General features: G+C 45.8%; 17 protein-coding genes. 10 read left to right on the top strand and 7 right to left on the bottom strand.

Features of this window, described 5'->3' with window-relative positions:
* Nucleotides 1–11 precede the first annotated feature (11 nt).
* Nucleotides 12–1,493 carry a tryptophan halogenase family protein gene (locus AC5EF3_RS12970; RefSeq protein ID WP_493548340.1) on the top strand — a complete coding sequence of 494 codons (1,482 nt, stop codon included), beginning with the start codon at nt 12–14 and terminating at the stop codon, nt 1,491–1,493.
* Between the two features lie 45 nt (nt 1,494–1,538).
* Nucleotides 1,539–2,411, top strand: coding sequence for a ThuA domain-containing protein (locus AC5EF3_RS12965; RefSeq protein WP_493548339.1), 873 nt, complete (start codon nt 1,539–1,541; stop codon nt 2,409–2,411).
* Between the two features lie 85 nt (nt 2,412–2,496).
* On the opposite strand, the gene AC5EF3_RS12960 is transcribed toward AC5EF3_RS12965, so the two are convergent.
* The gene (locus AC5EF3_RS12960; RefSeq protein WP_493548338.1) at nt 2,497–5,190 is read right to left on the bottom strand and encodes a beta-glucosidase; all 2,694 of its coding nucleotides are present in this window, start codon (nt 5,188–5,190) and stop codon (nt 2,497–2,499) included.
* Between the two features lie 480 nt (nt 5,191–5,670).
* Between AC5EF3_RS12960 and AC5EF3_RS12955 the strand changes: the two genes are divergently transcribed.
* Nucleotides 5,671–7,686, top strand: a complete 2,016-nt coding sequence (locus AC5EF3_RS12955; protein ID WP_493548337.1) for a sialate O-acetylesterase — start codon at nt 5,671–5,673, stop codon at nt 7,684–7,686.
* 49 nt (nt 7,687–7,735) lie between these two features.
* A complete protein-coding gene (locus AC5EF3_RS12950; protein ID WP_493548385.1) occupies nt 7,736–9,904 on the top strand; it encodes an alpha-glucuronidase family glycosyl hydrolase in 2,169 nt (722 codons plus the stop codon).
* A 79-nt stretch (nt 9,905–9,983) separates the two neighbouring features.
* Here AC5EF3_RS12950 and AC5EF3_RS12945 read toward each other — a convergent pair whose 3' ends face one another.
* From AC5EF3_RS12945 to manD, 6 genes are all read right to left on the bottom strand, one after another.
* Entirely contained in the window at nt 9,984–11,684 is a 1,701-nt protein-coding gene (locus tag AC5EF3_RS12945) for a glycoside hydrolase family 43 protein (RefSeq protein WP_493548336.1), read from the bottom strand.
* 60 nt (nt 11,685–11,744) lie between these two features.
* Entirely contained in the window at nt 11,745–13,025 is a 1,281-nt protein-coding gene (locus AC5EF3_RS12940; RefSeq protein WP_493548335.1) for a TRAP transporter large permease, read from the bottom strand.
* The gene (locus tag AC5EF3_RS12935; RefSeq protein WP_493548334.1) at nt 13,016–13,522 is read right to left on the bottom strand and encodes a TRAP transporter small permease; all 507 of its coding nucleotides are present in this window, start codon (nt 13,520–13,522) and stop codon (nt 13,016–13,018) included. Before AC5EF3_RS12935 ends, AC5EF3_RS12940 begins: the two co-directional genes overlap by 10 nt.
* Complete coding sequence (locus tag AC5EF3_RS12930; protein WP_493548333.1) at nt 13,515–14,516, bottom strand: TRAP transporter substrate-binding protein; 1,002 nt, start codon at nt 14,514–14,516, stop codon at nt 13,515–13,517. Before AC5EF3_RS12930 ends, AC5EF3_RS12935 begins: the two co-directional genes overlap by 8 nt.
* Nucleotides 14,517–14,586: 70 nt before the next feature.
* Nucleotides 14,587–15,333, bottom strand: coding sequence for a FadR/GntR family transcriptional regulator (locus tag AC5EF3_RS12925; RefSeq protein WP_493548332.1), 747 nt, complete (start codon nt 15,331–15,333; stop codon nt 14,587–14,589).
* 55 nt (nt 15,334–15,388) lie between these two features.
* Nucleotides 15,389–16,636, bottom strand: a complete 1,248-nt coding sequence (gene manD, locus AC5EF3_RS12920; protein ID WP_493548331.1) for a D-mannonate dehydratase ManD — start codon at nt 16,634–16,636, stop codon at nt 15,389–15,391.
* 319 nt (nt 16,637–16,955) lie between these two features.
* On the opposite strand from manD, the gene AC5EF3_RS12915 reads away from it, so the two are divergent.
* From AC5EF3_RS12915 to nirD, 6 genes are all read left to right on the top strand, one after another.
* Nucleotides 16,956–17,882 (top strand): TPR end-of-group domain-containing protein, encoded by a 927-nt coding sequence (locus AC5EF3_RS12915; protein WP_493548330.1) that lies wholly within the window; start codon nt 16,956–16,958, stop codon nt 17,880–17,882.
* Nucleotides 17,883–18,312: 430 nt separating this feature from the next.
* Nucleotides 18,313–19,734, top strand: a complete 1,422-nt coding sequence (locus AC5EF3_RS12910) for a CmpA/NrtA family ABC transporter substrate-binding protein (RefSeq protein WP_493548329.1) — start codon at nt 18,313–18,315, stop codon at nt 19,732–19,734.
* A gap of 119 nt (nt 19,735–19,853) precedes the next feature.
* On the top strand, nt 19,854–20,966 hold the full coding sequence (locus AC5EF3_RS12905; protein ID WP_015828606.1) for an ABC transporter permease: 1,113 nt from the start codon (nt 19,854–19,856) through the stop codon (nt 20,964–20,966).
* Between the two features lie 14 nt (nt 20,967–20,980).
* Nucleotides 20,981–22,702 (top strand): ABC transporter ATP-binding protein, encoded by a 1,722-nt coding sequence (locus AC5EF3_RS12900; protein WP_493548328.1) that lies wholly within the window; start codon nt 20,981–20,983, stop codon nt 22,700–22,702.
* Between the two features lie 66 nt (nt 22,703–22,768).
* Nucleotides 22,769–25,213 carry a nitrite reductase large subunit NirB gene (gene nirB, locus AC5EF3_RS12895; protein WP_493548327.1) on the top strand — a complete coding sequence of 815 codons (2,445 nt, stop codon included), beginning with the start codon at nt 22,769–22,771 and terminating at the stop codon, nt 25,211–25,213.
* 3 nt (nt 25,214–25,216) lie between these two features.
* On the top strand, nt 25,217–25,549 hold the full coding sequence (gene nirD, locus AC5EF3_RS12890; RefSeq protein WP_015828603.1) for a nitrite reductase small subunit NirD: 333 nt from the start codon (nt 25,217–25,219) through the stop codon (nt 25,547–25,549).

The following is a 25,549-nucleotide window of genomic DNA, read 5'->3' as shown; positions in this document are numbered from 1 at the left end:
AGGAGGTTGAGGTGGAAAGACAGACAATCAATAGAGTAGTCATCGCAGGAGGTGGTACTGCCGGTTGGGTAACTGCTGCGTCTTTGTCTCATAATCTGGGGCCTGCTCTTGATATAACATTGGTTGAGTCTGAAGCTATCGGCACAATTGGCGTTGGGGAGGCGACAATTCCGACCCATACGTCTTTTCATGCGATGCTTGGCATTAATGAAGCTGAGTTTATGCGCGCCACGCATGCAACGTTTAAATTGGGTATCCAGTTTGAAGGGTGGAAAGACAAAGGCGAGAGCTATATTCACTCATTTGGGCAGGTTGGTAAGCACACCTGGATGGCACCATTCCATCATCTTTGGCTGCATGCCAGAGATCTGGGTATTGAGGGAGACTTTGAGGATTATTGTCTGGAGTTAAAGGCTGCAAAAGCGGATAAGTTCTATACATCCGACAAGCAGAAACCTTTAAATTACGCCTATCATCTGGATGCAGTTGCTTATGCGAAATATCTTCGCGGCTTTTCCGAGAAGAAAGGCGTTAAGCGTGTCGAAGGGAAAATCCAGAATGTGCTTCAACACGCAGAAAGCGGGAATATCAAGGCTGTAGAGCTTGAAAATGGAGCTTTAATTGAGGGTGACCTTTTCATTGATTGCACTGGATTTAATGGCCTACTGATCGAGAAAACCCTCAAAACAGGATATGATGACTGGCGTCATTGGTTGCCGATGGATAGCGCATATGCTGTGCAAACACAGAAAACGGGCCCAGCAATCCCATATACGCGTGCTATAGCGCACGAGAATGGCTGGAGATGGCGCATTCCTTTGCAACACCGCGTTGGTAATGGATTTGTTTTTACAAGTGAAAAACTATCTAATGATGATGCTCGCGAGCAATTTGAAAATGCGTTGGAAGGTGAAGCCTTAACCGAGCCACGTCTGATCCGATTTATAACTGGCCGTCGTAAGAAGGTTTGGAATAAGAATTGTGTTGCACTTGGGCTGTCATCGGGTTTTTTAGAACCTTTGGAATCCACAAGTATTCATTTATTTCAGCGCGGTGTGACCGAGTTGGTCAAGCATTTCCCTTATCATGGAATTACGCCGGCGCTTGCTGATTTATACAATGATAAAATCTCTAAAGAAGTTGAGCAGATTAGGGATTTCTTGATCCTGCATTATAAGGTCACGCAGCGCGACGATAGTGAATTCTGGCGCGAACGTCAGGCAATGGACATTCCTGATACGCTGGCAGCTAGGCTTTCGCTATTTGAAGAAAATGCTCATGCATACAATGGGTGTGATGAATTATTCTTGTTGGATTCATGGATACAAGTCATGTTTGGGCAGGGGATAGAGCCAAAAGGATACCATGCCATCGGGCAGTTATTTCCAAAAGATAGATTGGAAAATGCGCTTAAATCACAGCGCGAAAAAGTAGCTTCCACCCTAGCTCAACTTCCTTCGCATCAGGAATTTATTGATCAATATTGCAGTTAAATTCCTCACTTTCTGTGTCTTTGGTGTCGAAGTATTGGGGGTATTATGGTGAAAAAATCTCTTGTCATTGTCGCGCTAGTGTCGACTTGCTTGCAAGCGTGTTCATTGAGAGGCTCATTGCAACCAAATTCTAATATTGAGGAAGGGGGACATCAGGCGGAGGTGGTCGATTGGATGAAATCGCCTTCAATTTTGGTGTTTTCTAAAACTTTGGAATGGCGTCATGATGGCGGTATTTCCGGGGCTGATTTGTTCTTTGTCAAGCTTGCTGAAAATAAGGGATATGATCTGCTTACGACGGTAAATAGTGCTGTCTTTAATGAAGCTGATCTTGAGCGTTTTGATGTTGTTGTTTTCAATAATGTGACTGGAGATGTCCTCAGTAAAAATCAGCGTGTGGCATTTCAAAAATGGTTTGAGAAAAAAGGTCGCTGGATCGGATTACACAGTGTTGGCGACAAGAGTATTGCAAAATGGGATTGGTTTCAGACCAATTTCATTGGCACAGGATTTATCGGTCATACAATGCAGCCTCAATTTCAAGAGGCGGAGGTAGTTGTGTTGAAGCCGGATCACCCTGTTGTGCAGGGGCTGCCGCCTTCTTTTAACCTAACAGACGAGTGGTATAGTTTTGACCAAGTGCCGCCAAGTGATGAGTTTATACCGCTTTTAGGGCTTGATGAGGCAACTTATGCACCAACTAATAAAGTTGTTGAGAGATGGCCTGAAGATCTAAGAATGGGAAATAAAGCAATTGATCACCCGATTGCATGGTCATTCTGCCGAGGGGATGCAAAAGGTGTGTATTCTGCGATTGGACATAGTTATGAAAACTATGAAGAGCCGGAATATCAAAAATTTCTGGTGAATGCTTTTGATTGGGTGGCATCACCCAGTGTTGAAGCTGAGTGCAACTAGTTTGTAAAACTGGCGCGGTGCTTTCTTAAGTCGATAAACAACAAGATAGGGTAGCAAGGATTTTGCTTGCTACCCTTTTTGTTATCTAGTTGGAGTAATCAACACTTACAGATGTGTACGGCGCATCAAACCCTGGCTGTCCACCACCAATAGACAATGTAAAGCTACCATCCTCAGGGAAGGTGAGTTTTCCATTCTCGTTAAAATAGCCAATGGCATCAGGTTTCATGCTGAGTGTTACAGTTTGGCTTTCTTTAGGTGCAAGCTCAATTGCATCAAAGGCTGCAAGCTCGACACGTGGTGTAGAGACATTCGCCAACGTGTCGCGTGTGACATAAGCCTGAACAATTTCGCGACTGGCTTTGTCGCCGCTATTTGTCACTTTGACACTAACTTGTAGGTTTTCATTGGCTGCGTAGGCTGTTTCAAGTTTTAGGTCTGAATATTCAAAACTTGTATAGCTAAGACCGTGACCGAATGGATAGAGTTGTTCACCTTCATAATATTTGTAGGTTCTGTTCTGCATTGAATAATCATCAAAGGCTGGCATGCCTTCAAGTGATTTATAGAATGTCACAGGCAGACGACCAGATGGGCTAAATTCACCCCATAACAGATCAGCTATAGCTGTTCCGGATTTTTCACCCGGATAGAAAGCTTGAACAATAGCTGGGAGATTTTCATCTTCCCAGTTTAGTGCCATGGCACTACCAGAGAAGTTTACCAGCACGACAGGTTTGCCTGTTGCGTGAAGTTCTTTGAGGAGTTTTTCCTGAGGTGCAGGCAAGTTGATGTGTGTGCGGTCTCCGCCAAGGAAGCCATCAAGCTCCACACCCATTTCTTCGCCCTCAAGATTGGCATCAATACCACCGAAGAACAAAATAACTTCTGCATCTTCTGCAGCTGCAAGTGCTTCTGCTTTGTAATCGCGAGAAACATCTGTCCAGTTTAGGTAGGCATATTTGTCGAGTTGATCGCGTGGCCAGCCTGAATCAAATTTCAAGCTTTGTGTGAATTCATAAGATTCACCAGCTTTCATTTCGATGTCATCCGTGTCGGTAACTTCTTTTCCATTGATCTCAAGTGTGGACCAGCGAGATGGCTGGAACCGGTAGCTGCCGGTTTCTTCTGGCACAATAACACCGCTCCAAATCGCGCCAAATTCATCGTTTAGACCGTCGGTTGTCGGTGTGCGTAACCAGTAGTGATCAATATTTTCTTCAACAGTTTCAATGCTTGGCTCACCTGATAGGAATTTATCTTCATAATAGGCGGCTTTAACACCAGGGACTAATTCGCCAGCTTCATTTTTGTGGAAGAGAGTGTTTGATGGCACAGCCTTATAGTTTGAATAAATGTCACCTGCGATTGTTGAGCCGACGGAATAGCTTACATTTTCAGCACCAATTTTCGCCTTGATACCTTTTAAAGCTGTCACGGGTGCGGTTGGTTGACCGTAATAGTTTGCAACCAGTGTCCACCAATTGTCTGCATTTGGTCCAATCACTGCGACTTTTGTGTCGGGTTTTAGTGGAAGAATGCCGTCATTTTTGAGTAGAACGAGAGAAGCACGCGCGGCTTCTTCTGATTTTTCCAAATGGCTAGGGCTGGCAACTGTATCAATTGAGATATTGGACCAAGGCACGAGAGATGGGTCGTCATACATGCCAAGTTTGAACAAAGCAGAATATAAACGCACCACTGATTGATCGATTGTTTCTTCAGTGATCAAGCCTTCTTTTACGGCTTGGGGTAGGGCATCCATTTTATTGCCTTCACCATCACCACAATTCAGGTCAGTTCCCATATTCACAGACAGGGCTGCGGCTTGCGCGCGCGTGTCCACATGGTCATGCGCAGCATATGGTGCTGTGCCTTCTGCTTTTTTCTCTTCGTCATAGTAGAAATCGCCAATGGCACCACAATCAGAAACGACATAACCATCAAAGCCTAATTCTTCACGCAGCAAGTCTTTCATGAGGCGCTCGGAACCACAGGCAGGATCGCCCCAGACAGCATTATAGGCACACATGACAGAAGCAACTTCTGTTTCATCAAATGCTGTTTTGAAAGCAGGGAGGTATGTTTCATAAAGATCAGCATCTGTTGCGATATAGTTGTCGCGGTGACGCGATGGTTCAGGGCCAGAGTGAACGGCATAGTGTTTTACTGTGGCGACGGATTTAAAGTATTTGTCATCATCGCCTTGAAGGCCATTAATGAAATTGACCGCCATTCTACCTGTTAGATATGGGTCTTCTCCATATGTTTCTTGTCCGCGGCCCCATCTTGGGTCTCTAAAGATATTGATATTTGGCGACCAGAAAGTCAGTCCGCCATACATAGCGTACACATCTTCATTGGCATAAAAATGATGCTTGGCGCGGCCTTCATCGGAAATCACATTTGCCACTTCCAACATGAGGTCTTCATCCCATGTCGCAGCCATTCCGATAGCCTGAGGGAAGACAGTTGCATGACCCGCACGGGCAACACCGTGGAGAGCTTCATTCCACCAATTATATTCATGTAGACCAAGACGCGGAATTGCAGCGGCTTTGTCGTACATTTGTGCTGCTTTTTCTTCGAGTGTCATGTGTGACACGAGGTCAAGCGCGCGTTCTTTGGGGGAAAGAGACGGATCCATGAAACGAAATTCAGCGGATTTTGCTTCTTCAGTTGTTTGAGCTGTTTCAGTGTCTGTTTGAGAGCTACTGCATGCGGTTGCAAAAGCAAGGGACGCTATCGTTCCCAATAAAATTGATTTCACTGATTTCATTATTGAATCCTCCAAGAGTTTTTATTGGCATCGTTTGAGCGCCTTCATCGAGCTATAAAAGATATAGCAAGATGCCGGTGATCAAGGATGCGTTATTCTTCGTTTTATGCGTTGGTTTATATCCTTGGTTTTATATATAAGTCCATCGTTGTCTCTGTCTAATTTTTGATTTAGGTTCACGTTTAAGTGAGGAGCAGATTTTCGGACTTTAGGCCCTACATCTGGCTCAGGCGTGGTTGACAGAATTCTATAGAGCAGAATAAATTGGCCAGATAGATTTTTAAAATTGGTCTGACATAAATTGTAGTATTAGAGAGTGTCTTCATTCCTGTTTCCAGCGAGATAAGTCTTATCTTCGGGCAGGATGTTGGGGCATTTCCCAATGCAGGCATACGGGTGATGTAGACTAAAAAGATTACGGTTCCGCATGAGACGGAAACTGAAAAATAAATATAAACAAACACTAGGGGAGAGTTAGACGTGCGAATTCAGTTCTTGAATACGGTTGGCATCAAGGCGGCGCTTATATCTGCAATGGTTTGTGGAGTTGTTGCATGTGATTCAACGACATCTGGTTCAACAGCATCCTCGGATGAGGAAGGTAAGAGCGCACCAATTTTGAGCAATGTGTTCTCAGATCACATGGTATTACAACAAGGGTATGAAATTCCGTTTTGGGGGCGGGCTGGCTCGGGTCAAAAAATCAATCTGACTTTTAATGGTGAAACCAAACAAGCAGAAGCAGACCTTGTTGGTAATTGGCGGATAAGTTTTGATGAACCAGACGCAATGGGGCCATATCAGGTTAAAGTTGAAACTGAAGATGGTCAGATTCAAGTGCTGGAAGATGTCTTAATTGGCGATGTGTATCTGTGTTCTGGACAGTCCAACATGGAATTTCCAGTGTCTCGTGCGCTTAATCCCAATCGCGAAATTCCGGCAGCTGACGGCTCTAATATTCGTTTGTTTCAAATGCCAATGCGCTCATTCAATGCGCCGCAAAAAAGTGTCACTGGCGATGTTTCGTGGGAAATGGCGAGTGCAAAAACAGTTGAGAATTTTTCAGCGGTTTGCTGGTTCTCGGCTAAAGAGTTGGAAAAGAAATCAGATACTCCCATTGGCCTAGTGCAGGCAGCATGGGGCGGAACACGTATAGAAGCGTGGATGAATGAGGCCTCATTGGAGGAAACGGGTCTGGTTTCAGATGAGTTGGAGATGCTGCAAAACTATAGGGAGACTCCCAAAGCAGCGATATCCAAATTCGGAGAAAGACTAAATACGTGGTGGGATAGCACGTTTCCTTCAGCATCAAAGCCTTGGGAAAATGCGTCACAAAGTATTGATCAGGCGTGGAAAAAAGCACCTGAAACCATGGGCAATTATCAAGCCTGGGGCATTGAAGAAATAGAGGAATATAAAGGCTTAATCTGGTTTCAAACTGAATTGAGTTTGCCAGAAGATTATGATGGGTCTGCGGTGGATTTATCTGTCGGACTGACTGATGAACGCGATTATGTTTGGGTGAATGGTGAGTTCGTTGGCTCTGGCTATGGCTGGAGTGGAGCCTCGGTTTATGAGGCAAGTGCAGGCTTGCTGAAGTCAGGTAAAAACATAATTACGATTGCGATTGAGAATGGCTGGAAGGCTGGTGGAATTTTAGACCTTAGCGATTCTGGTGTGAACTGGCAGCAGCAAAATATTGGTTTTGAAAATTGGCAATGGCAGCTGATTGAAAACGGACCAAGCTCTATGGATCGTGCGCCATGGGAAACAATGAATGGTTTGTCTGGTATTCACAATGGTATGGTGTCGCCTCTGGATGGTCTGAAATTCAAGGCGGCATTCTGGTATCAGGGTGAAAGCAATGCGAGCAATCCAGAAGATTATGAGCAAATGTTGGCTGGGTTGATTAAAGGCTGGCGGCTCATGTTTACTTCTGATCTGCCGGTTGTGGTTATCCAGCTTGCAAATTATGGAAATTTGCCATTTGAGCCGGTTGAGAGTGGGTCATCAGGTGTGCGTGACGCGCAGAGGCGGGTGGCTTTAGCTGATGAAAACACAGGGCTGGTTGTCACAATTGATATTGGAGACCGCATTGATATTCATCCAGCTAATAAGCAGGTTGTGGCGCAGCGTATCGTTGAGTCTTTAGGGTATTTGCAAACGAAAGATCGTAAGCAATTGGGCGATAATGCCCAGCCTGTAAGGGCATATTATAACGATGATGGAATTATAGTTGAGTTTGTGAATACGCAGGATGGCTTGCGCATTTATGGCGGTGATAATTTATCTGGTGTTGAGTATTGCACGCCGTTGGAAGGATGCCGTTTTGTGCCAGCAAGCCTTGAAGGGCAGGATAGTCTTCGCATTTCAATTGACGACAAAACCCAAGGCGCACGCATTCGTTATGCGTGGGCGGATTCGCCAATTCCAACCCTATTTGAAGGTGACTATGTGCCGGTCACACCATTTGAGTTGGTGGTAGAAGATGAATGAATTTCAATTTGAAAACAAGCATGTGGACGCGTTTGAGGAAAAATCACAAATGAAGATGACTTTTGGAAAACTGGGGAAAGTGTTTGCATCGTCAATTGTCGCACTAGGGCTTGTGGCTGTGATGCCTATGTGTGCACAGGCAGAGGATGGCTATGAATTATGGTTGCGCCATGCTCGCATGGACCCAGAGGCGGCGGCATTTCCAACTGGCTTTATGCTTGATTGTGAAACAAACTCGCCAACGCTCGATATTATATCTGATGAATTGCAATCAGCGTTTATGGCGATGACGGGCAGTGAGTTAGTACGTCACGATAAGCTTGAAGATGGAACACTTTTACTAAGTAGTACGCAGTGTTCTGGTTCTATCGAAAGTGATTTAGAAGCTGTAGAAAGCGATGAGGGATATATCATTCGCAGTGAAAACGGCGAAGAGATAGGCCATACACTGATTGGCGCGAAGACAGATATTGGTCTGCTCTATGGTGTGTTTGACTATCTAAGGCAGGTGGCTGCAGAAGCGGATCTGACAAAACTGGATATCACACAAGCACCCGCCATTGATTTGCGCGTACTTAATCATTGGGATGATCTGAATGGTCATGTCGAGCGCGGTTTTTCAGGTGAGTCCATCTGGGATTGGTTTCGTATGCCCGACTATATGTCGCCCCGATACACAGATTATGCGCGAGCGAATGCATCTATTGGTATCAATGGAACAGTTCTAACAAATGTGAATGCCGACGCGACCGTTTTAACGCCGCGATACCTTGAGAAAGTTGCAGCGCTCGCAGATGTGTTTCGTCCATACGGCATAAAAGTCTATCTAACGGCGCGTTTTTCGGCACCAATGGAGCTGGATGGTCTAGAAATAGCGGATCCGCGCAATAGCGATGTTCAGGAATGGTGGAAAACCAAAGCGGATGAAATTTACGAATATATCCCAGATTTTGGTGGTTTTCTCGTCAAAGCAAATTCAGAAGGCCAGCCCGGGCCGCAAGATTATGATCGTGACCATGCTGAGGGTGCAAATATGCTGGCAGACGCCGTGGCCTCACATGGTGGCGTTGTGATGTGGCGTGCCTTTGTTTATTCCGCTGAAGAGCCAGATGATCGTGTCAAACAAGCATATGACGAGTTTGTTCCGCTTGATGGCAAGTTTAGAGACAATGTGCTGGTTCAGTCTAAAAACGGACCATTGGACTTTCAACCACGCGAACCCATTCACCCATTGTTTGGCGGCATGGAAAAAACGCCTGTGATGCTCGAACTTCAGCTGACTAAGGAATATCTGGGATTTTCAACGCACTTGGCTTATTTGGGGCCGATGTGGGAAGAGGTGCTTGATACGGACACTCATGTGAAGAATGAAGATGCCAGTGTCGCCGATATTGTGGATGGCAAAACTTTTAATCACAAACTGTCAGGTATAGCCGGTGTGGCCAATATTGGGCGTGACCGCAATTGGGCTGGTTCCATATTTGATCAAGCCAATTGGTATGCTTTTGGGCGTTTGGCATGGAACCCGAAACTATCAAGTTCATCTATTGCTGAAGAGTGGATTGATCAGACGTTTGATTTATCAAATGCCGGCGAAGAAACCGTTTTGAGCATGATGATGGGATCGCGGGAAGCGGTTGTCGATTACATGACACCTCTAGGCTTAACTCATCTTATGGGCACAGGACATCATTATGGACCTGGGCCTTGGGTGGATGATTTGGGGCGCGCTGACTGGAACCCGTATTATTACCACCGTGCGACCACCGATGAAATCGGTTTTGATCGCACAAAAACAGGGTCAAATGCACTGGCTCAATATGCAAAACCTTTGCGTAAAAAATGGAGCAATCTGGAAACCGTGCCGGACAATCTTTTACTATGGTTCCACCGAGTTGGTTGGGATTATGAGATGAAGAGCGGTTTGACGCTTTGGCAGGAAATGGTGCGTCATTATGATCGCGGTGTGGATGCTGTGGCGAAGATGCAATCTGATTGGCTAAACCTTGAAGGCGAAATTGACGCTGAACGGTATGAGCAAATTTCTGATTTTCTGGGTATTCAACATAAAGAAGCAAAATGGTGGCGTGATGCTTCTCTCGCTTATTGGATGAGCATTAACGGGCTGGAACTTCCAGAGGGAAGTGCGCAGCCTGAACATAGCCTGGAGTATTATAAGGCGCTTTCATTTCCGTTTGCGCCGGGACAAACACAATAGTTTAGAAATGAAGAGATCTTCTCAAGAAAAAGCCTCCCCCATAAAGGGGAGGCTTATTATGTGCTGTTGATTTGTGGAGTTATTGTACGGAAGAATGACAATAGGGGCCAATGATTGTGCCGACAAATCCGCCTGCCTTTGCGGTGCTTAATAGCGTTGCATCAATGTCTTGAGCCAACACTGTTTGCGCTCCTTCAATTGCATATTCAAACTGCATCAGTCCGGCATCGCTGCTTAATGTCAGGTCTATATTCTCAAGATTGGTTATTGGCGCTGAGGCCAGCAATGTGTCGTTGTCGGAATTGTCTTTTGTTCTAACAACAATATTGGTGCCGTTCTCGTCTTTCTCAATTCCGAAAAATACCAATGATGTATCATTTTGAATGGCAACTAAACCGGCCTGATCACCGTTAGCTTGAGGTGTATAGGAGAGGGATGTTGTGGTTGTCGCGATGTGGTGCTGTTGGCGGCGGCCGATAAATGAAGGTGCGTGAGAAAGATCACCAAAGGCATAATCACAACTTAGATTAAGTGCGCCGTTTTTAATGGAATAAAATGCGCTTTCAGGATTGCGAACTCCAACCCATTGTTGAGATAGAGCGCTTCCGTCAAACTCATCGCGATAGCTGAAATTACCAGTTAGCGGTAAGGCTGGGGCTGCCTGAGCAGGCAGGTTTGGTTTGGCGTGGGCAAAAGGAATTGCTTCTCCAGCGGGCAGTATGTAAGGCCAGCCATCATTCCAGCTGACGGGAAGTAAGAAGGTTTCACGGCCAATATTATAGTGGTCTTCTGCATCATATGGACGTGTGCTTAAAAAAGTTGCCCACCATTCTCCATTTTGCGTTTCAACAAACTTTGCATGCCCTGCAGCGGAAATAGGGTGTGTTCTATCTGGGACTAAATCTCTTTGCGTAAGGATGGGATTGTGGTCTGCAGGAAGGAATGGACCTCTGACGTCTTTGGACCTGAATATGGTCTGGGAGTGATTGACGCTGGTCCCACCCTCAGCAGCGGTGAGGTAATAATATCCGTCGCGTTTTAGAATATGCGGGCCTTCAATCCATACAGGTTCGGTAGTGATATCTACGCCGCCATTAATTAGCAGGGTACGCTCTCCGACCATTTTGAGATTTTGCCAGTCAAATTCTTGAACCCAAATTGCGCGATGCCCTTCATATATGGGTGTTCCGATCGGTGCATCATTATTGACGATATAGGCTTTCTCGCCTTCCCAAAAAATGGATGGGTCAATGCCGTCAAAATCTAGCCAAACCGGATCTGACCATGGGCCAGTAGGATTATCTGCGGTGATAACGAAATTACCTTTGCAATCAACGCATGTAGTGACGATATAAAACACCCCATCATGGTAGGAAATATCAGGTGCAAACACACCTCTAGAAACGGTCAGTCCTGAGAAATCAAGCTGGTCTGGTCGATCAATTGCGTTGCCGATTTGAGACCAATTTACGAGGTCTTTTGAATGAAAAACGGGGATGCCAGGAAAGTGCGAGAAACTGGAATTGACCAGATAATAATCTTCATCGACGCGCAAAACAGAAGGATCTGGATAATAGCCAGCTAGAATTGGATTTTGGTATTGGTTGTCCGCTAATTCGACTGTTTCTGGTGTTTGGCCTGAATAAGAAAAATATTCAAAACTTGCCGTTTTTTTGGGTTGGGTTTCTTCAATAGAAGAGGCTTTATCTGTTGGTTGACATGCCGCCGCAAAAGCGAGTGCGAGTACAGATGTGTAGAGCTTTAGTGCTTTGTTTTTCATGTTTAATCTCCCCATTTAATATCATGGTTTTAAAGCCCCGTATTTTTTATATTTGTTTTGTTACTGAAATACACTTGGCAGGAAAAGCGTCAAGCTTGGTATGTAAGCCGTCAGCAAAAGCGCCGCTATGAGAGCAAGATAGAAAGGCCATATTGTCTTGACGGTTTCTTCAATTTTTATGTCACCAATGGCCGCTCCCACGAAAAGCACTGACCCAACTGGCGGTGTCACGAGACCTATCCCTAAGGTGAGAATAAGCACGATGCCAAAGTGAACTGGATCGACACCCAATTCCATCATCATGGGTAAGAAAATCGGTGTGGTGATAATGATAAGAGGGGCCATATCCATGAAAGTTCCTAGAATGAGAAGAACCAAAATCACCATCAACATGACCAGTGTTGGATTATCTGAAATCGACATGACAAGTTGAGCCAATTGCGTAGGTGCGTGCAAAAGGGCGAGCAACCAACCAAACACTGCTGCTGATCCAATTATCATCATTACGATTGCTGTCGTTTGCACAGCGCCTCGACATGCGAGTGCAAAGGTTGTTGGCGTCAGGGTTCGGTACACAAAGGCGGCAACTATCAATGTGTAGACAATAGCAACAGCAGAGCTTTCAGTTGGCGTGAAGACGCCTCCAAGTATGCCCACTACAATAATAACGGCTGTAAACAGGCCCGGCAAAGCGATAATGCTCGCTTTTAGAAAGGCAGGCCATCCAGGGAAGACGCCTTTAGGGTAGTTGCGTTTGCGAGCAATTATCCAAGCTGTAATAGCTAGCGCTATACCGGCGATAATGCCGGGAAATATCCCAGCCAAAAACAGATCACCAATTGATATGCCTAAACCTGAAGACGCGGCATAGATGATCATATTGTGAGATGGAGGGATGATGACACCCAAAATTGCGGCGCAGCACGTCACATTGACCGCATAGTCTTTGTCATAACCTTTTTCTTGCATTGCAGGCATGAGCGAAGAACCAAGTGCGGAAACGGACGCTATTGAAGATCCAGAGACGGCTCCAAACAGCATAGAAGCGCCCACATCAACTTGACCTAATCCGCCCTGAAGCCTGCCGAGCGCTGCATCTGCAACCTGTAAAAGCTTTTCTGCTATTCCTGAGCGATACATGAGGTCGCCTGCGAATATAAAGAATGGGATGGCCATAAGAGAGAAGACATTGATACCAGCGGCCAATTGCTGAACAGCAATCACTGGCGCGATGTCTAGATATACAAGTGTCAGGACTGATGCGGAAAGCAGCGCAAATGATATGGGCACACCAGCAATTAGAAAAATAGCGAGTGCAAGAAGAAGAAGTGTTAGCGCCATGCTGGTATCACCTTCTCATTGCGACTATTGGCGATGATATGTTCTATCGCAAAAAAGCAGATCAGAGCTCCGGCAAGTGGAAGGGGCAAAAATGCAGATCCACGGGGCAGCCCTAAGGACGGGATTGGATATTGCCAGAGACGAGAGACTAATTTCGTACCATACACAGCGAGTGTTAGGCCCGCGCTTGCAGTGACCACATGCGTGAATATGATGACAGGCAAACGGGCTTTATTCAGTCCATTCTGGAATACGGTGATGTGAATATGAAATTGTTCCCTAACGCCTGCAGCTGCTGCGAACAGGACTGTCCAGACCAGAAGATAAAGCGCGAGTTGTTCGCTCCAAGACGGGCTAGCATTGAAAATATACCGTGCAATGACTTGCCAGAATATAATCGCGGTTATGGCAACAATACCAATGCTGGAAATCCATAAACATAGTCGCGATAGGAGGAATGATAACTTGGAAATTGCGTCTGCTGCGGACTCAAACATCAGAAGACTCCATGTCCTGAATTTCTTCCATGAGCTCACGCAAGTCTGGCGTTAAAAAGCGATCATATACAGGCTGCATGCATTCAATGAATGGATCTTTATCAATTGTTTCAATGATTTCGACGCCGCTTTTTTTGACGACTTCCATTGCGCTGTTGACGCGTGCATCCCAGATTTGACGCATGAAAGGAACAGATTCACGTGCAGATTCCATCACAAGCTCTCGATCATTGTCAGACATCATTTTCCAGCGTCTAGCAGACATCACTAGAATTTCCGGTGTCATGAGATGTTGGGTCAGAGAATAATATCGGGCAGCTTCAAAATGGCGTGTGTTTTCATAGGAGGGCCAGTTATTTTCAGCGCCATCAATCACGCCTTGCACAAGGCTTTGGTACACTTCAGAAAATGACATCGGAGTGGCATTTGCGCCTAATGCTTCCACCATGGCGACATATAGGTTTGAATTTTGAACACGTATCTTCATGCCTTTAAGGTCATCGGGCGTGCGAATGGGTTTGATTGTATTGTAGAAACTGCGCGCACCAGAATCGTAAAAGCACAAACCAATCAAATCATGCTCGGCTAGGCTTGCGAGAATTTTTTGGCCGGGCGCGCCGTCCATGGCCGCTCGCATATGCGGAATGGACCTAAAGACGAAAGGCAGGGATGGAACAATTGTTGATTTGGCAATCGGGTTTAATGGGGCAAGATTAACTCGGTTAAAGTCTATGCCGCCAAACATGGAGATTTCTAGAGTATCTCTTTCAGCGCCTAATTGTGCACCGGAATAAATCTCTGTTTTGATGCGGCCCTCGGTTTTTTCCCTCAAACGGTCCGTCATGAAAGTGAGGGCGGCCACTGTTGGATAGTCTGCGCTTAATGCATCGGCGGCTATCAAAGCTGGTTGATTGGAATTGCATCCTGATAACGGAAAAGACAGGCAGGCACTGCCAGCGATAGACATAACATGCCGGCGAGAAAATTGAGTCATAGACTGCTTCCTTTTTCGCCCAAATTGTAAGCCTTATCAAACTGAAAGAGTGTTATGGAGCAAGCGGTGATCAATTTTTCTTTTGCCCGAGATAGTGATCGCGTCTGGCTTGGGCTTTGTTTTTTGCCTTTTCTACATCATCGGTTTCTGTCACTTCCAGAAGTGCATCAATGACGCGGGTGAGGTGATCAAACATTGCTTTTCTGGCACCAGCAGGATCACGATTTTTGAGGTTGTAGAAAATGTTTCTGTGGTCTTCGACCATGGGCTGAACACCATATTCGCGAGACCGGTTTAGCATTTCGATCACAACGGGACTGGAATCACGAACAGCCCACAAATCTTCGCTCATTTTTACCAAAGCTGAGTTTTGGGTCGCGTTTGCTATCATCATATGAAACTGACGGTCTGCGCTTTCACTATCACTGATATTCCCATTTGCATTTTCTTGAACCATTTCAACAAGAAGCTGTTCAAGTTTAGCAAGGGTGATGTCGTCTATGCGGGTTGCAGCTAATTCAGCGATGTCACTTTCTAGATAAATACGCGCTTCCATCATTTCAAATGGACCAATATCTAGATCGTTTGCTGCATCATTATTGGCGCGATCAGAAATAACATGAACACCCGAACCATTTTTGACTTCGACTAAGCCCATGATTTCAAGCGCAATTATAGCTTCTCTAATCGTAGGTCGAGATACATTGAACTCTTCAGCGAGAATTCGTTCGGCTGAAAGTCGCTGACCAATTTCATATTCACCAGCTTCAATCTTGGATTTGAGTGTATTTGCGACTGTTTGATATAATCGTTTCATGTGAGCGAGCCATAAGTTTTATCGGAAAATTGTATTATGCTTGCATAGACTGAAATTACCAATTCCACATAGTTCCGTCTTTGAGGCGTGCAATTGGTAATTGGCGCGGATCATAGGGATATTTAGCTGCTAATTTTTCGTCTAACGTGACGCCATGCCCAGGGGTTTCACCACATATCATGTGACCGCTTTCAAACTTGTAGTCATGCGGGAAGACTTCATCTGTGGCTTCTGTATGGCGCATATATTCCTGTATTCCAAAGTTTGGAACCCACGTGTCAAAGTGGATGGCAGTTCCCATACAAACAGGAGAGAGGTCTGTTGCACCATGGCTTCCTGTTCTAATCTGATAGAGTGCAGCAAGGTCAGCGATGCGGCGCAAATGTGTGATCCCACCTGCATGAACAATAGTGGTGCGGATAAAATCAATGAGCTGGTTTTGAATCAGTTCACGGCAATCATGGATACTGTTAAAAATCTCACCCACTGCCAAAGGGGTTGTTGTGTGCTGGCGAATAAGACGAAATGCTTCTTGGTTTTCTGCTGGTGTAGCATCTTCCAGCCAGAACAGATCAAATGGTTCTAAGGATTTACCAAGTCTTGCAGCCTCTTGTGGTGTCATGCGGTGGTGTCCGTCATGAAGGAGTGCTGTTTCAGTGCCGACTGCGTCACGAACTTTTTCAAACAATTTGGGTATGAAGTTCAGATATGCTCGCGTGTCCCAGAGCTGTTCTGAGGGGAGGTGGCTGTCGGCGGGTTCATAATACATTTTGTCTTTAGATACGCCATAAGCCACATCAAGACCGGGTACGCCTGATTGCGCTCTGATGGCTTGATAGCCCATTTCTTTGTAACGTAGAACTTCTTCAACTGTGTGGGATGCATCTGTTCCGTTTGCATGGCCATAGACTAGAACGCTGTCGCGACTTTTTCCGCCGAGTAATTGATAAAGTGGCATATTGGCCATTTTAGCTTTGATATCCCAAAGCGCAGTATCAATTGCAGCAATTGCAGACATCGTAACAGGGCCGCGACGCCAATAAGCGCCTTTGTAGAAATATTGCCAGATATCTTCGATTTGGCCGCAGTCTTTGCCAATCAATGCAGGAATAAGATGGTCATTCAAATATGATGCTACGGCAAGCTCGCGCCCATTTAATGTTGCGTCTCCATACCCGACAACACCACCTTCTGTTTCGATGATAAGCGTGACGAAATTTCGATTTGGAGAGCATACATTTACGCGGGCTGAAGTGATTTTGCGATCGCGCATAGATGAACTGGCTTGAGATGTGGCGTTCATTAGAAGTGTCCGGCAGGAGAGAGAAGTGTAAATATCAACCTGTATTACCAATTATGATATTTGGCAAGATAGGGTAATGCTTCGATATACATATATGTACCGGTTTAGGAAGTCGTAGCGCGCCCAATTATTGTGAACCGCTTATGCGTGCCAAACTTGTTTGAAGTTTATGGGGCTCCTGCCGTTGCACTTCATATGAGATTTGTTAGAGAGGTGCAGCGATGGCCATGTAAACAAAATTGGCAACGCGGCGTAAATCACGCGTCCTTAATAATATGAAGGAGCTGAATTTCGACTCTGCGTTTTTCAGCAAATAGTTATGATACACACATTATCAGCGGCTTTTCTCGCTTTATTGCTAGCGATGATGATTTCACCGACAGCGCTGGCGCAGGAACCCAAACAAGAAAATGCATTGCCGCAAGAAAGTGGTGCTTATGTTGGGGATTTGGATAAGGTCGTTCAAGAACCTGATAAGCCGCTATATTCGCCATTTACGGCTAGATATATTCTTGACGAAGTACGCCATTTAAGAATGGATTATGAGCGTTCACGCGCAAATATGCTGGAGCGGCAGGTTACAAGAGAATATGAGATCGCAAAAGATGCTGCTGGCTATGCGCGTAATGCTGTAGAGCTTTTCTTTTTCGTGATTACGGCAGTCACAACATTGCTTGTGTTTTTCGGTTGGAATTCGCTTAGAGATATTCGATCACGTGTGAGCCAGATTGCAGAGGCGCGGGTGGAAAGTCTGATCGCTGGATATGCTGAGCGGATGGATGCCGTGGAAGCAGAGCTAAAGCTTAAATCTAAGCGTTTGATCGAAGCACAGTCGGAAATTGATGAAACCAATGAAATACATTCTCTATGGTTACGTGCGAGTCAGGAGACAGCTGCATCTTCGAAAATTGCTATTTACGACGAAATTTTGAAAATGCGCCCAGAAGATACAGAGGCAATGACGTTTAAAGCAGATTCTGCTTTGCAAATGGCTGAGCCACAATGGGCTTTAAGCCTAGCAAATCGCGCGCTTGTCATTGATCCAGATAATGCGCACGCATTTTATCAACGTGCATGTGCGCACACAGCTATTGGTTCAATAGAGGAAGCAATAGCTGATTTAGAGACCGCTGTTTCGATGGCAGATACATATCGCGCGCAGGCGGCATCAGACCCAGCATTCAATCCTATAAAAGAGCTTGAAGCCTTTCGCACTTTAACTCAGCGCGATGATGGGAAATTTTGATCCGAGCAAAGGTTTTGTTGAGCGTAATTGACTGATCAGCTCATCAAAAATGTCGGTTTAAATCTTTAACTCACTAAGATCAGAAGAGCGCGTGTTTGCTCGATTATTGTGCAACCTCTGCTTTATTGTGGGTGTATTCTTGTCAAATTGCATCAAGATTGGGCAGTGAGAGATGTCGAGCTTGAAAGTTTTATTAACGTATTAGAAACAGGAAATGCGCAGTGACGATGCTGCTCTAAGTATTCGTAGTCCGCCGCGGGACTCGATTCGTATCGTGGGAGTTCTTAATCAGAACTTTCCCATTGTTTTTCGAATTTTCCAATTTTTTTGGTTGAGGTCACAATCTCTTCGATTGCCTCAAACCCCGCTTAGGAGACGTTATATGACTGCGTTGGCGACTTTTTTTAAAACTACTCCGCATATGCCCTCAATGCGTAAAATTGTACTGGGCACAGCTATTATCGCGGCCTCTATGCTAGCTGCTTGTGGTGATAATTCATCGAGTTCTGTGAAACCGTCAGCTGATGTTGATGTGGCTCCAATATCGACACTTGCGCTTGAGAAAACAGATCTGACTTTTGGCTTTATCAAGCTGACGGATATGGCCCCTTTAGCGATTGCTTATGAAAAAGGCTATTTTGAAGATGAAGGTCTTTTCGTAACAGTTGAGCCCCAAGCGAACTGGAAAGTCCTTCTGGATCGCGTGATTGATGGTGAGTTGGATGGCGCGCACATGCTTGCTGGTCAACCAATAGCGGCGACAATCGGTTATGGAACAAAGGCTGATATTATCACGCCATTTTCAATGGATTTGAATGGGAATGGTATTACCGTTTCCAACGAAGTGTGGGCTGAAATGAAGCCTAATATTCCAAAAATGGATGATGGGCGTCCCGTTCACCCAATCAAAGCAGAATACCTCAAGCCAGTTGTTGAAAAATACAATAATGAAGGCAAGCCCTTCAATATGGGGATGGTTTTCCCAGTATCCACACACAATTACGAGCTTCGCTATTGGCTAGCATCTGGTGGTATCCACCCAGGTTTTTATTCGCCGGATGACACATCTGGAAAAATTCAAGCTGAAGCATTCTTATCAGTGACGCCTCCACCGCAAATGCCGGCTACTTTGGAAGCGGGTACAATATATGGATATTGTGTGGGTGAGCCTTGGAACCAGCAAGCTGTATTTAAAGGCATTGGTGTTCCAGTCATCACTGACTATGAAATCTGGAAAGACAACCCAGAAAAAGTATTCGGTATCACAAAGGAATTTGCTGAGGAAAACCCGAATACAACACTTGCTCTGACGAAAGCGCTTATTCGTGCGGCAATGTGGTTGGATGAAAATGACAATGCCAACCGTCCTGAAGCTGTCGAGATTTTGTCGCGTTCAGAATATGTGGGTGCGGATGCTGAAGTTATTGCAAACTCAATGACGGGTACTTTCGAGTACGAAAAAGGCGATAAGCGCGACGTTCCGGATTTCAACGTGTTTTTCCGTTATAATGCGACATACCCATATTACTCAGATGCAGTTTGGTATCTTTCACAAATGCGCCGTTGGGGACAAATCCCTGAAGGCAAGTCTGACGCTTGGTATGATGAAATTGCAAAAAATGTATACCGCCCAGACATATACCTAGAAGCAGCCAGAATGCTGGTTGATGAAGGTAAGGCAAATGAAGCTGATTTCCCTTGGGAAACAGACGGTTACAAAGCTCCAACCCCAAGCGAAGATATCATTGACGGTATTGCTTTTGATGGCCGTGCGCCAAACGCATACCTCGATAGTTTGCCTATTGGTCTGAAAGGTAATCAGCGTGTCGAAGGTTCGACAATTGTAGAGTAGTCGGTTTCAACGCCCGATACTTGGCGGGGGCCTATGTCTCTCTAAGTCTCCGCCAATTTTTATAGAATGAGCTTTTTATTGCTGCAGTTGTTTTGCAGTGAAACATACGGAAATTATACATGTCCATCGTCCAACCTGCAGAAACACAATCAGATGCTTCGTTAGAGGTGACTGTTGATAAAGACGCTGCAAAAGAAGCACGCAAAGAAAAGATTTTTACTGCCATTAACAAGGCTTCCAAATTTTTGGATGCCGTAGGCTTGTCTTGGGTGACACCGCTCTTGATGATAGCGGCGGGTGATAGCCCCAAAGAGCAGGGCAAGGCGTTGTGGATGCGGCTTGGTGTGCCAATTCTAGCGCTTCTGATTTTTATGTTTGCTTGGGCGCAATTGGCACCAACCGTTAAAACATCTCTAGGTGCTATTCCGGGGCCTTCTCAAGTTTGGGAACAAGCTGTCGTTTTGCATAAAGACCATGTTGCAGAAAAAGTGAAATCTGATGCTTTTTATGCGCGTCAGGATGCACGCAATGATGCTTTGATCGCGGCAGGTCGTGAAGGTGAAGTGCGCGACAGAGATTACACAGGTAAGCAGACTTATTACCAGCAAATATGGACGAGTTTGAAGACTGTGTTCTTCGGATTTATCCTCGCTACAGTTATTGCAGCACCGCTTGGTATTATCATGGGTATGTCGCCTGCAATGAGCGCGGCTTTCAACCCTATTATCCAAATATTTAAGCCAGTATCTCCCTTGGCGTGGCTGCCCATCGTGACGATGGTCGTGTCTGCGACTGTGGCGACAGATGGGAATATGTCCAAATCGTTCCTGACATCGGCAATCACTGTGACTTTGTGTTCGTTATGGCCAACTTTGATCAATACAGCTGTGGGTGTTGCCTCTATCGACAAAGATCTCGTGAATGTGGGTAAAGTATTGAAGCTGGATGCTTGGACCAAAGTCACCAAGCTGGTGCTGCCTTCTGCTCTGCCACTGATTTTTACAGGTATGCGCTTGTCTCTTGGGGTTGGCTGGATGGTGTTGATCGCCGCTGAAATGCTGGCTCAAAACCCTGGTCTTGGAAAATTTGTATGGGATGAATTTCAGAACGGGTCATCTCAATCTCTAGCTAAGATCATGGTTGCTGTGCTGACGATCGGAATAATCGGGTTCATTCTCGACCGCTTCATGGCTGCACTTCAAACAATGTTCACTCACTCAACTAACCGCTAATATTGGAGGCTGTCATGGCGATACTTTCGCTAAAAAATGTATCCAAATGGTATGGTGATGGACCAGATCGTGCGGAAATTCTCAAAGATGTAAATCTTGAAGTCGCTGACACTGAATTTGTTGCCATTCTAGGGTTTTCAGGATCGGGCAAAACCACTCTGATCAATTTGATCGCTGGGCTTGAATTTCCTGACGCGGGTGAAGTCTTTAGTAAAGGCGAAAAAGTGGAGGGGCCAGCCCCTGACCGCGGTCTCGTCTTTCAAAGCTATTCGTTGATGCCGTGGATGACAGTTAAAGAAAATGTCGCCTTGGCTGTGGATACTGTCTTTAAAAGCGAGTCCAAAAAACAGCGCGAAGAACGCACTCTGCGTTATGTTGAAATGGTGGGGCTTGGGCACGCCACGGATCGTAAACCATCAGAGCTTTCTGGTGGTATGCGCCAACGTGTATCTGTTGCGCGCGCTTTGGCAATGAGCCCAGATATTTTGCTGCTTGATGAGCCTTTATCTGCTTTGGATGCGCTTACGCGTTCCAAACTTCAGGACGAGATCACAGAGATCTGGGATCAGGAAAAAAAGACTGTTGTTCTCATCACCAATGATGTGGATGAGGCTATATTGCTGGCGGATCGGATCATTCCGCTAAACCCGGGACCAAATGCATCGCTTGGACCTGATTTCGTAGTAGACATTCCGCGTCCGCGTGACCGCACCAAAATGAATGAAAGCGAAGAGTTTAAAAAGCTTCGTAAGGATGTCACCGCCTATCTGATGGGGGTTGGTGCAGCCGCCAAAACAGAAGGTGATGAGCCACCTTTGCCAAATGTTGTGCCGATTACGCAAAAGCCACCTAAGGTCTATGAAGACGCGACCAAAACCTCAGGCCTGCATGAAGATCGCTATCTTGAATTTTCTCAAGTGTGTAAAGTTTATCCAACGCCCAAAGGCCCGCTAACGGTTGTCGATGGTTTTGATACACTCGTGAAAAAAGGTGAGTTTATTTCCATAATCGGACATTCAGGGTGTGGAAAATCAACAGTTCTGACAATGGCTGCAGGTCTAAATGATGTATCCAAAGGCGGTATTATTCTCGACCATAAGGAGGTTGCATCTGCTGGCCCCGACAGAGCCGTTGTCTTCCAATCTCCATCTTTATTCCCATGGCTAACTGCCAAACAGAATGTGGCCATAGGGGTTGATAAAGTTTACCCAGATGCAAGTCAGGCAGAACGTGAGCAGATTGTTGAATACTATCTCTATCGTGTTGGCCTAAAAGACTCGATGAATAAGCTGGCTCAGGATTTATCCAATGGGATGAAGCAGCGCGTGGGTATTGCGCGGGCTTTCGCGCTTAGTCCGAAATTGCTCCTGCTTGATGAGCCATTTGGTATGCTCGACAGTTTGACGCGTTGGGAGCTTCAAGAAGTTCTTATGGATGTCTGGCAAAAAACCAAAGTGACAGCCATGTGTGTGACGCATGATGTTGATGAAGCCATTCTGCTTGGTGATCGTGTGATCATGATGACGAATGGTCCAAATGCCCGCATTGGTTTGGATATGCGCGTGGATATCGAACGTCCGCGTACACGTAAAGCGCTGCTTGAGCACCCAGATTATTACGACTATCGCCAGCGCGTACTCCAGTTTCTTGAAGATTATGAAGGCGGCGCAAATCCGACGCCTCCAGCTGATGAATCTGAGCCGGATGTTAAAAAGGAAAAAGAGGATGCAGCGTAAAATCATGTCCTTATTTTTCAATAAAAAACAAATATTTAACCCGCATATTGAGACAGGAGCGTTTCAATGAAACCTAGACTTGTCGTTATAGGGAATGGTATGGCCCCAGGCCGTGCACTTGAGACCCTTTTTGAAGCTGCACCAGATGCGTATGAAGTCATTATCTTCAACGCAGAACCGCGCGTGAATTATAACCGTATTATGCTTTCTCCAGTTCTTTCTGGTGAGCAGAGTTTTGATGATATCATCATTCACGGGGATGGCTGGTATGAAGAGCATAATATCACGCTTCATCGCGGTGCCCGTGTTACGCAAATTGACCGAGAAGCAAAAACTGTCACGTCAGCTGCAGGTATAACTGAAAGCTATGACAAGTTGATCATCGCGACCGGTTCTAATCCATTTATTATTCCATGTCCGGGGCATAAACTTCACGGCGTTTTGGCGTATCGCGACCTCGATGATGTTGAGAAAATGATTGAGTTTTCCAACAAAGAAAATTCAAGCGCTGTTGTCATCGGGGGCGGGTTGCTCGGGCTAGAAGCGGCGGCAGGCCTAAAAATGCAAGGCATGGACGTGACTGTGTTGCATCTCATGCCAACACTAATGGAACGCCAGCTTGATCCGTCCGCAGGATATCTTCTTGAGAAAGAATTATCTTCTCGCGGTATCAAAATTATGACGAAAGCCAACACAAAAGAGATTGTTGGAACTGATTGTGTCGAGGCGGTGCTGCTTGAAGATGGTACTCGTCTAAAAGCCGATATGGTGGTCATGGCTGTAGGTATTCGTCCAAGTGTTGAACTGGCCAAAGAGGCCGGATTGGACACGGGGCGTGGGATTCAAGTATCCTCAAACATGCAGACATCTGATCCAGATATTTATTCTGTTGGTGAGTGTGTGGAATTTGAAGGCAATGTGTATGGTCTGGTTGCGCCGCTATATGAACAAGCGCGTGTTCTGGGTATGCATTTGGCCGGTGAAGTTGATCATGCATTTGCTCACTCTGAGACGTCGACAAAACTGAAAGTCACGGGTGTAGATCTTTTTTCTGCGGGTGATTTTGCGGAGGGTGAAAACCGCGAAGAAATTGTTTTCCGTGATGCGGCTCGCGGTATTTATAAACGTTTAGTTCTTGAAGAAGATCGCCTTATTGGAGCTGTTCTGTACGGCGAAACAGCAGATGGTGCCTGGTTCTTCCAGAAAATTAAAGAAGGTGCTCCGATAGCATCAGAAGATCGTGAAAATCTTATTTTTGGCCAAAGCTTTTCGGGAGCAGCTCCGCTGGACCCCACGGCGGCCGTTGCAGCCTTGCCGGATGATGCAGAAATCTGTGGTTGTAACGGCGTTTCCAAAGGTAAAATCGTATCTGCTATTGAAAAAGAAGGACTAAAAGATCTAGCTGGTGTGCGTTCTTGTACGAAAGCGTCTGCGTCATGTGGAACGTGTACGGGGCTTGTGGAAAGTTTGCTCGCATACACGCTTGGCGATGAATTTGGCGGCACTAAAGTTACAGTCTGTGGCTGTACAGATTTGGGGCCGGGTGATGTGCGTCGTTTGATCGTTGCCAAAGAGCTGAAATCAATCCCAGCGATTATGCAGGAGCTTGGTTGGAAAACCTCTGGCGGATGCGCCAAATGTCGTCCAGCTCTGAACTATTACCTCATTGCGACATGGCCGGGTGAATATGTTGATGATCAGCAATCACGTTTCATCAATGAGCGTGTTCATGCCAATATTCAAAAAGACGGAACTTACTCCGTAGTTCCTCGTGCTTGGGGTGGTTTGACCACATCCAAAGAATTGCGAGCTATTGCGGATGTCGTTGATAAATTTGAAATTCCAACGGTAAAATACACAGGCGGTCAGCGAATAGATTTGCTTGGTGTTAAAAAGGATGATCTGCCCGCTGTTTGGAAAGATTTGAACAATGCCGGAATGGTTTCAGGGCATGCATATGCAAAAGGTCTGCGTACAGTTAAAACCTGTGTTGGGACTGACTGGTGTCGTTTCGGAACCCAAGATTCGACTGGGCTAGGTGTTAAACTTGAAAAATTGATGTGGGGCTCATGGTCGCCAGCAAAGGTCAAGTTAGCCGTATCCGGTTGCCCAAGGAATTGTGCAGAATCAACATGTAAAGACATTGGTGTTGTCTGTGTGGATTCAGGGTATGAGCTGCATTTTGGTGGTGCCGCTGGGATGCACATCCAAGGCACTCAAATCCTCTGCAAAGTGGAAACTGAAGAAGAAGCAATAGAATATTGCGCGGCATTGCTTCAGGCTTATCGAGAGCAGGGCTGGTATCTTGAGCGCATCTATAAATGGGCTGATCGCGTTGGATATGATACGATCCGTTCCATGATCGTAGACGATGAAAAAGGGCGCAAAGCCTTTTATCAACGCTTCTTGCATTCTCAACAATTTGCACAAGACGACCCTTGGGCACAGCGCGCATCGCAAGGTGTTGATGCTCATGAATTTGCACCTTTGACATTGGAACCAGCGGAGTAAATCATGCCACACGATACTGCAGTAATTGATTGGATCGACCTTTGTGCCATTGAGGATATTCCGCTTCAAGGGTCTCGGCGCGCAATCATTAGAGGACGTGAAATAGGTCTCTTTCGGACAATGGCGTCAGAAGTCTACGCGATTGACAATGCATGTCCTCATAAAAAGGGGCCGCTTACCGAAGGTATTGTTCATGATTGTTCCGTCACTTGTCCTTTGCATAATTGGGTTTTCGATTTGAAATCTGGTGAAGCAACTGGGCCTGATGAAGGGCGCGTCCAGACCCATGCGGTCGAGATCAGAGATGGTCGGGTATTTATTCAGATTGAAGGCTAA

This window comes from Hirschia sp. (assembly GCF_058892565.1).
Note: the sequence above shows the minus strand (reverse complement) of the source record. Positions and strands in the feature narration are given on the sequence as shown.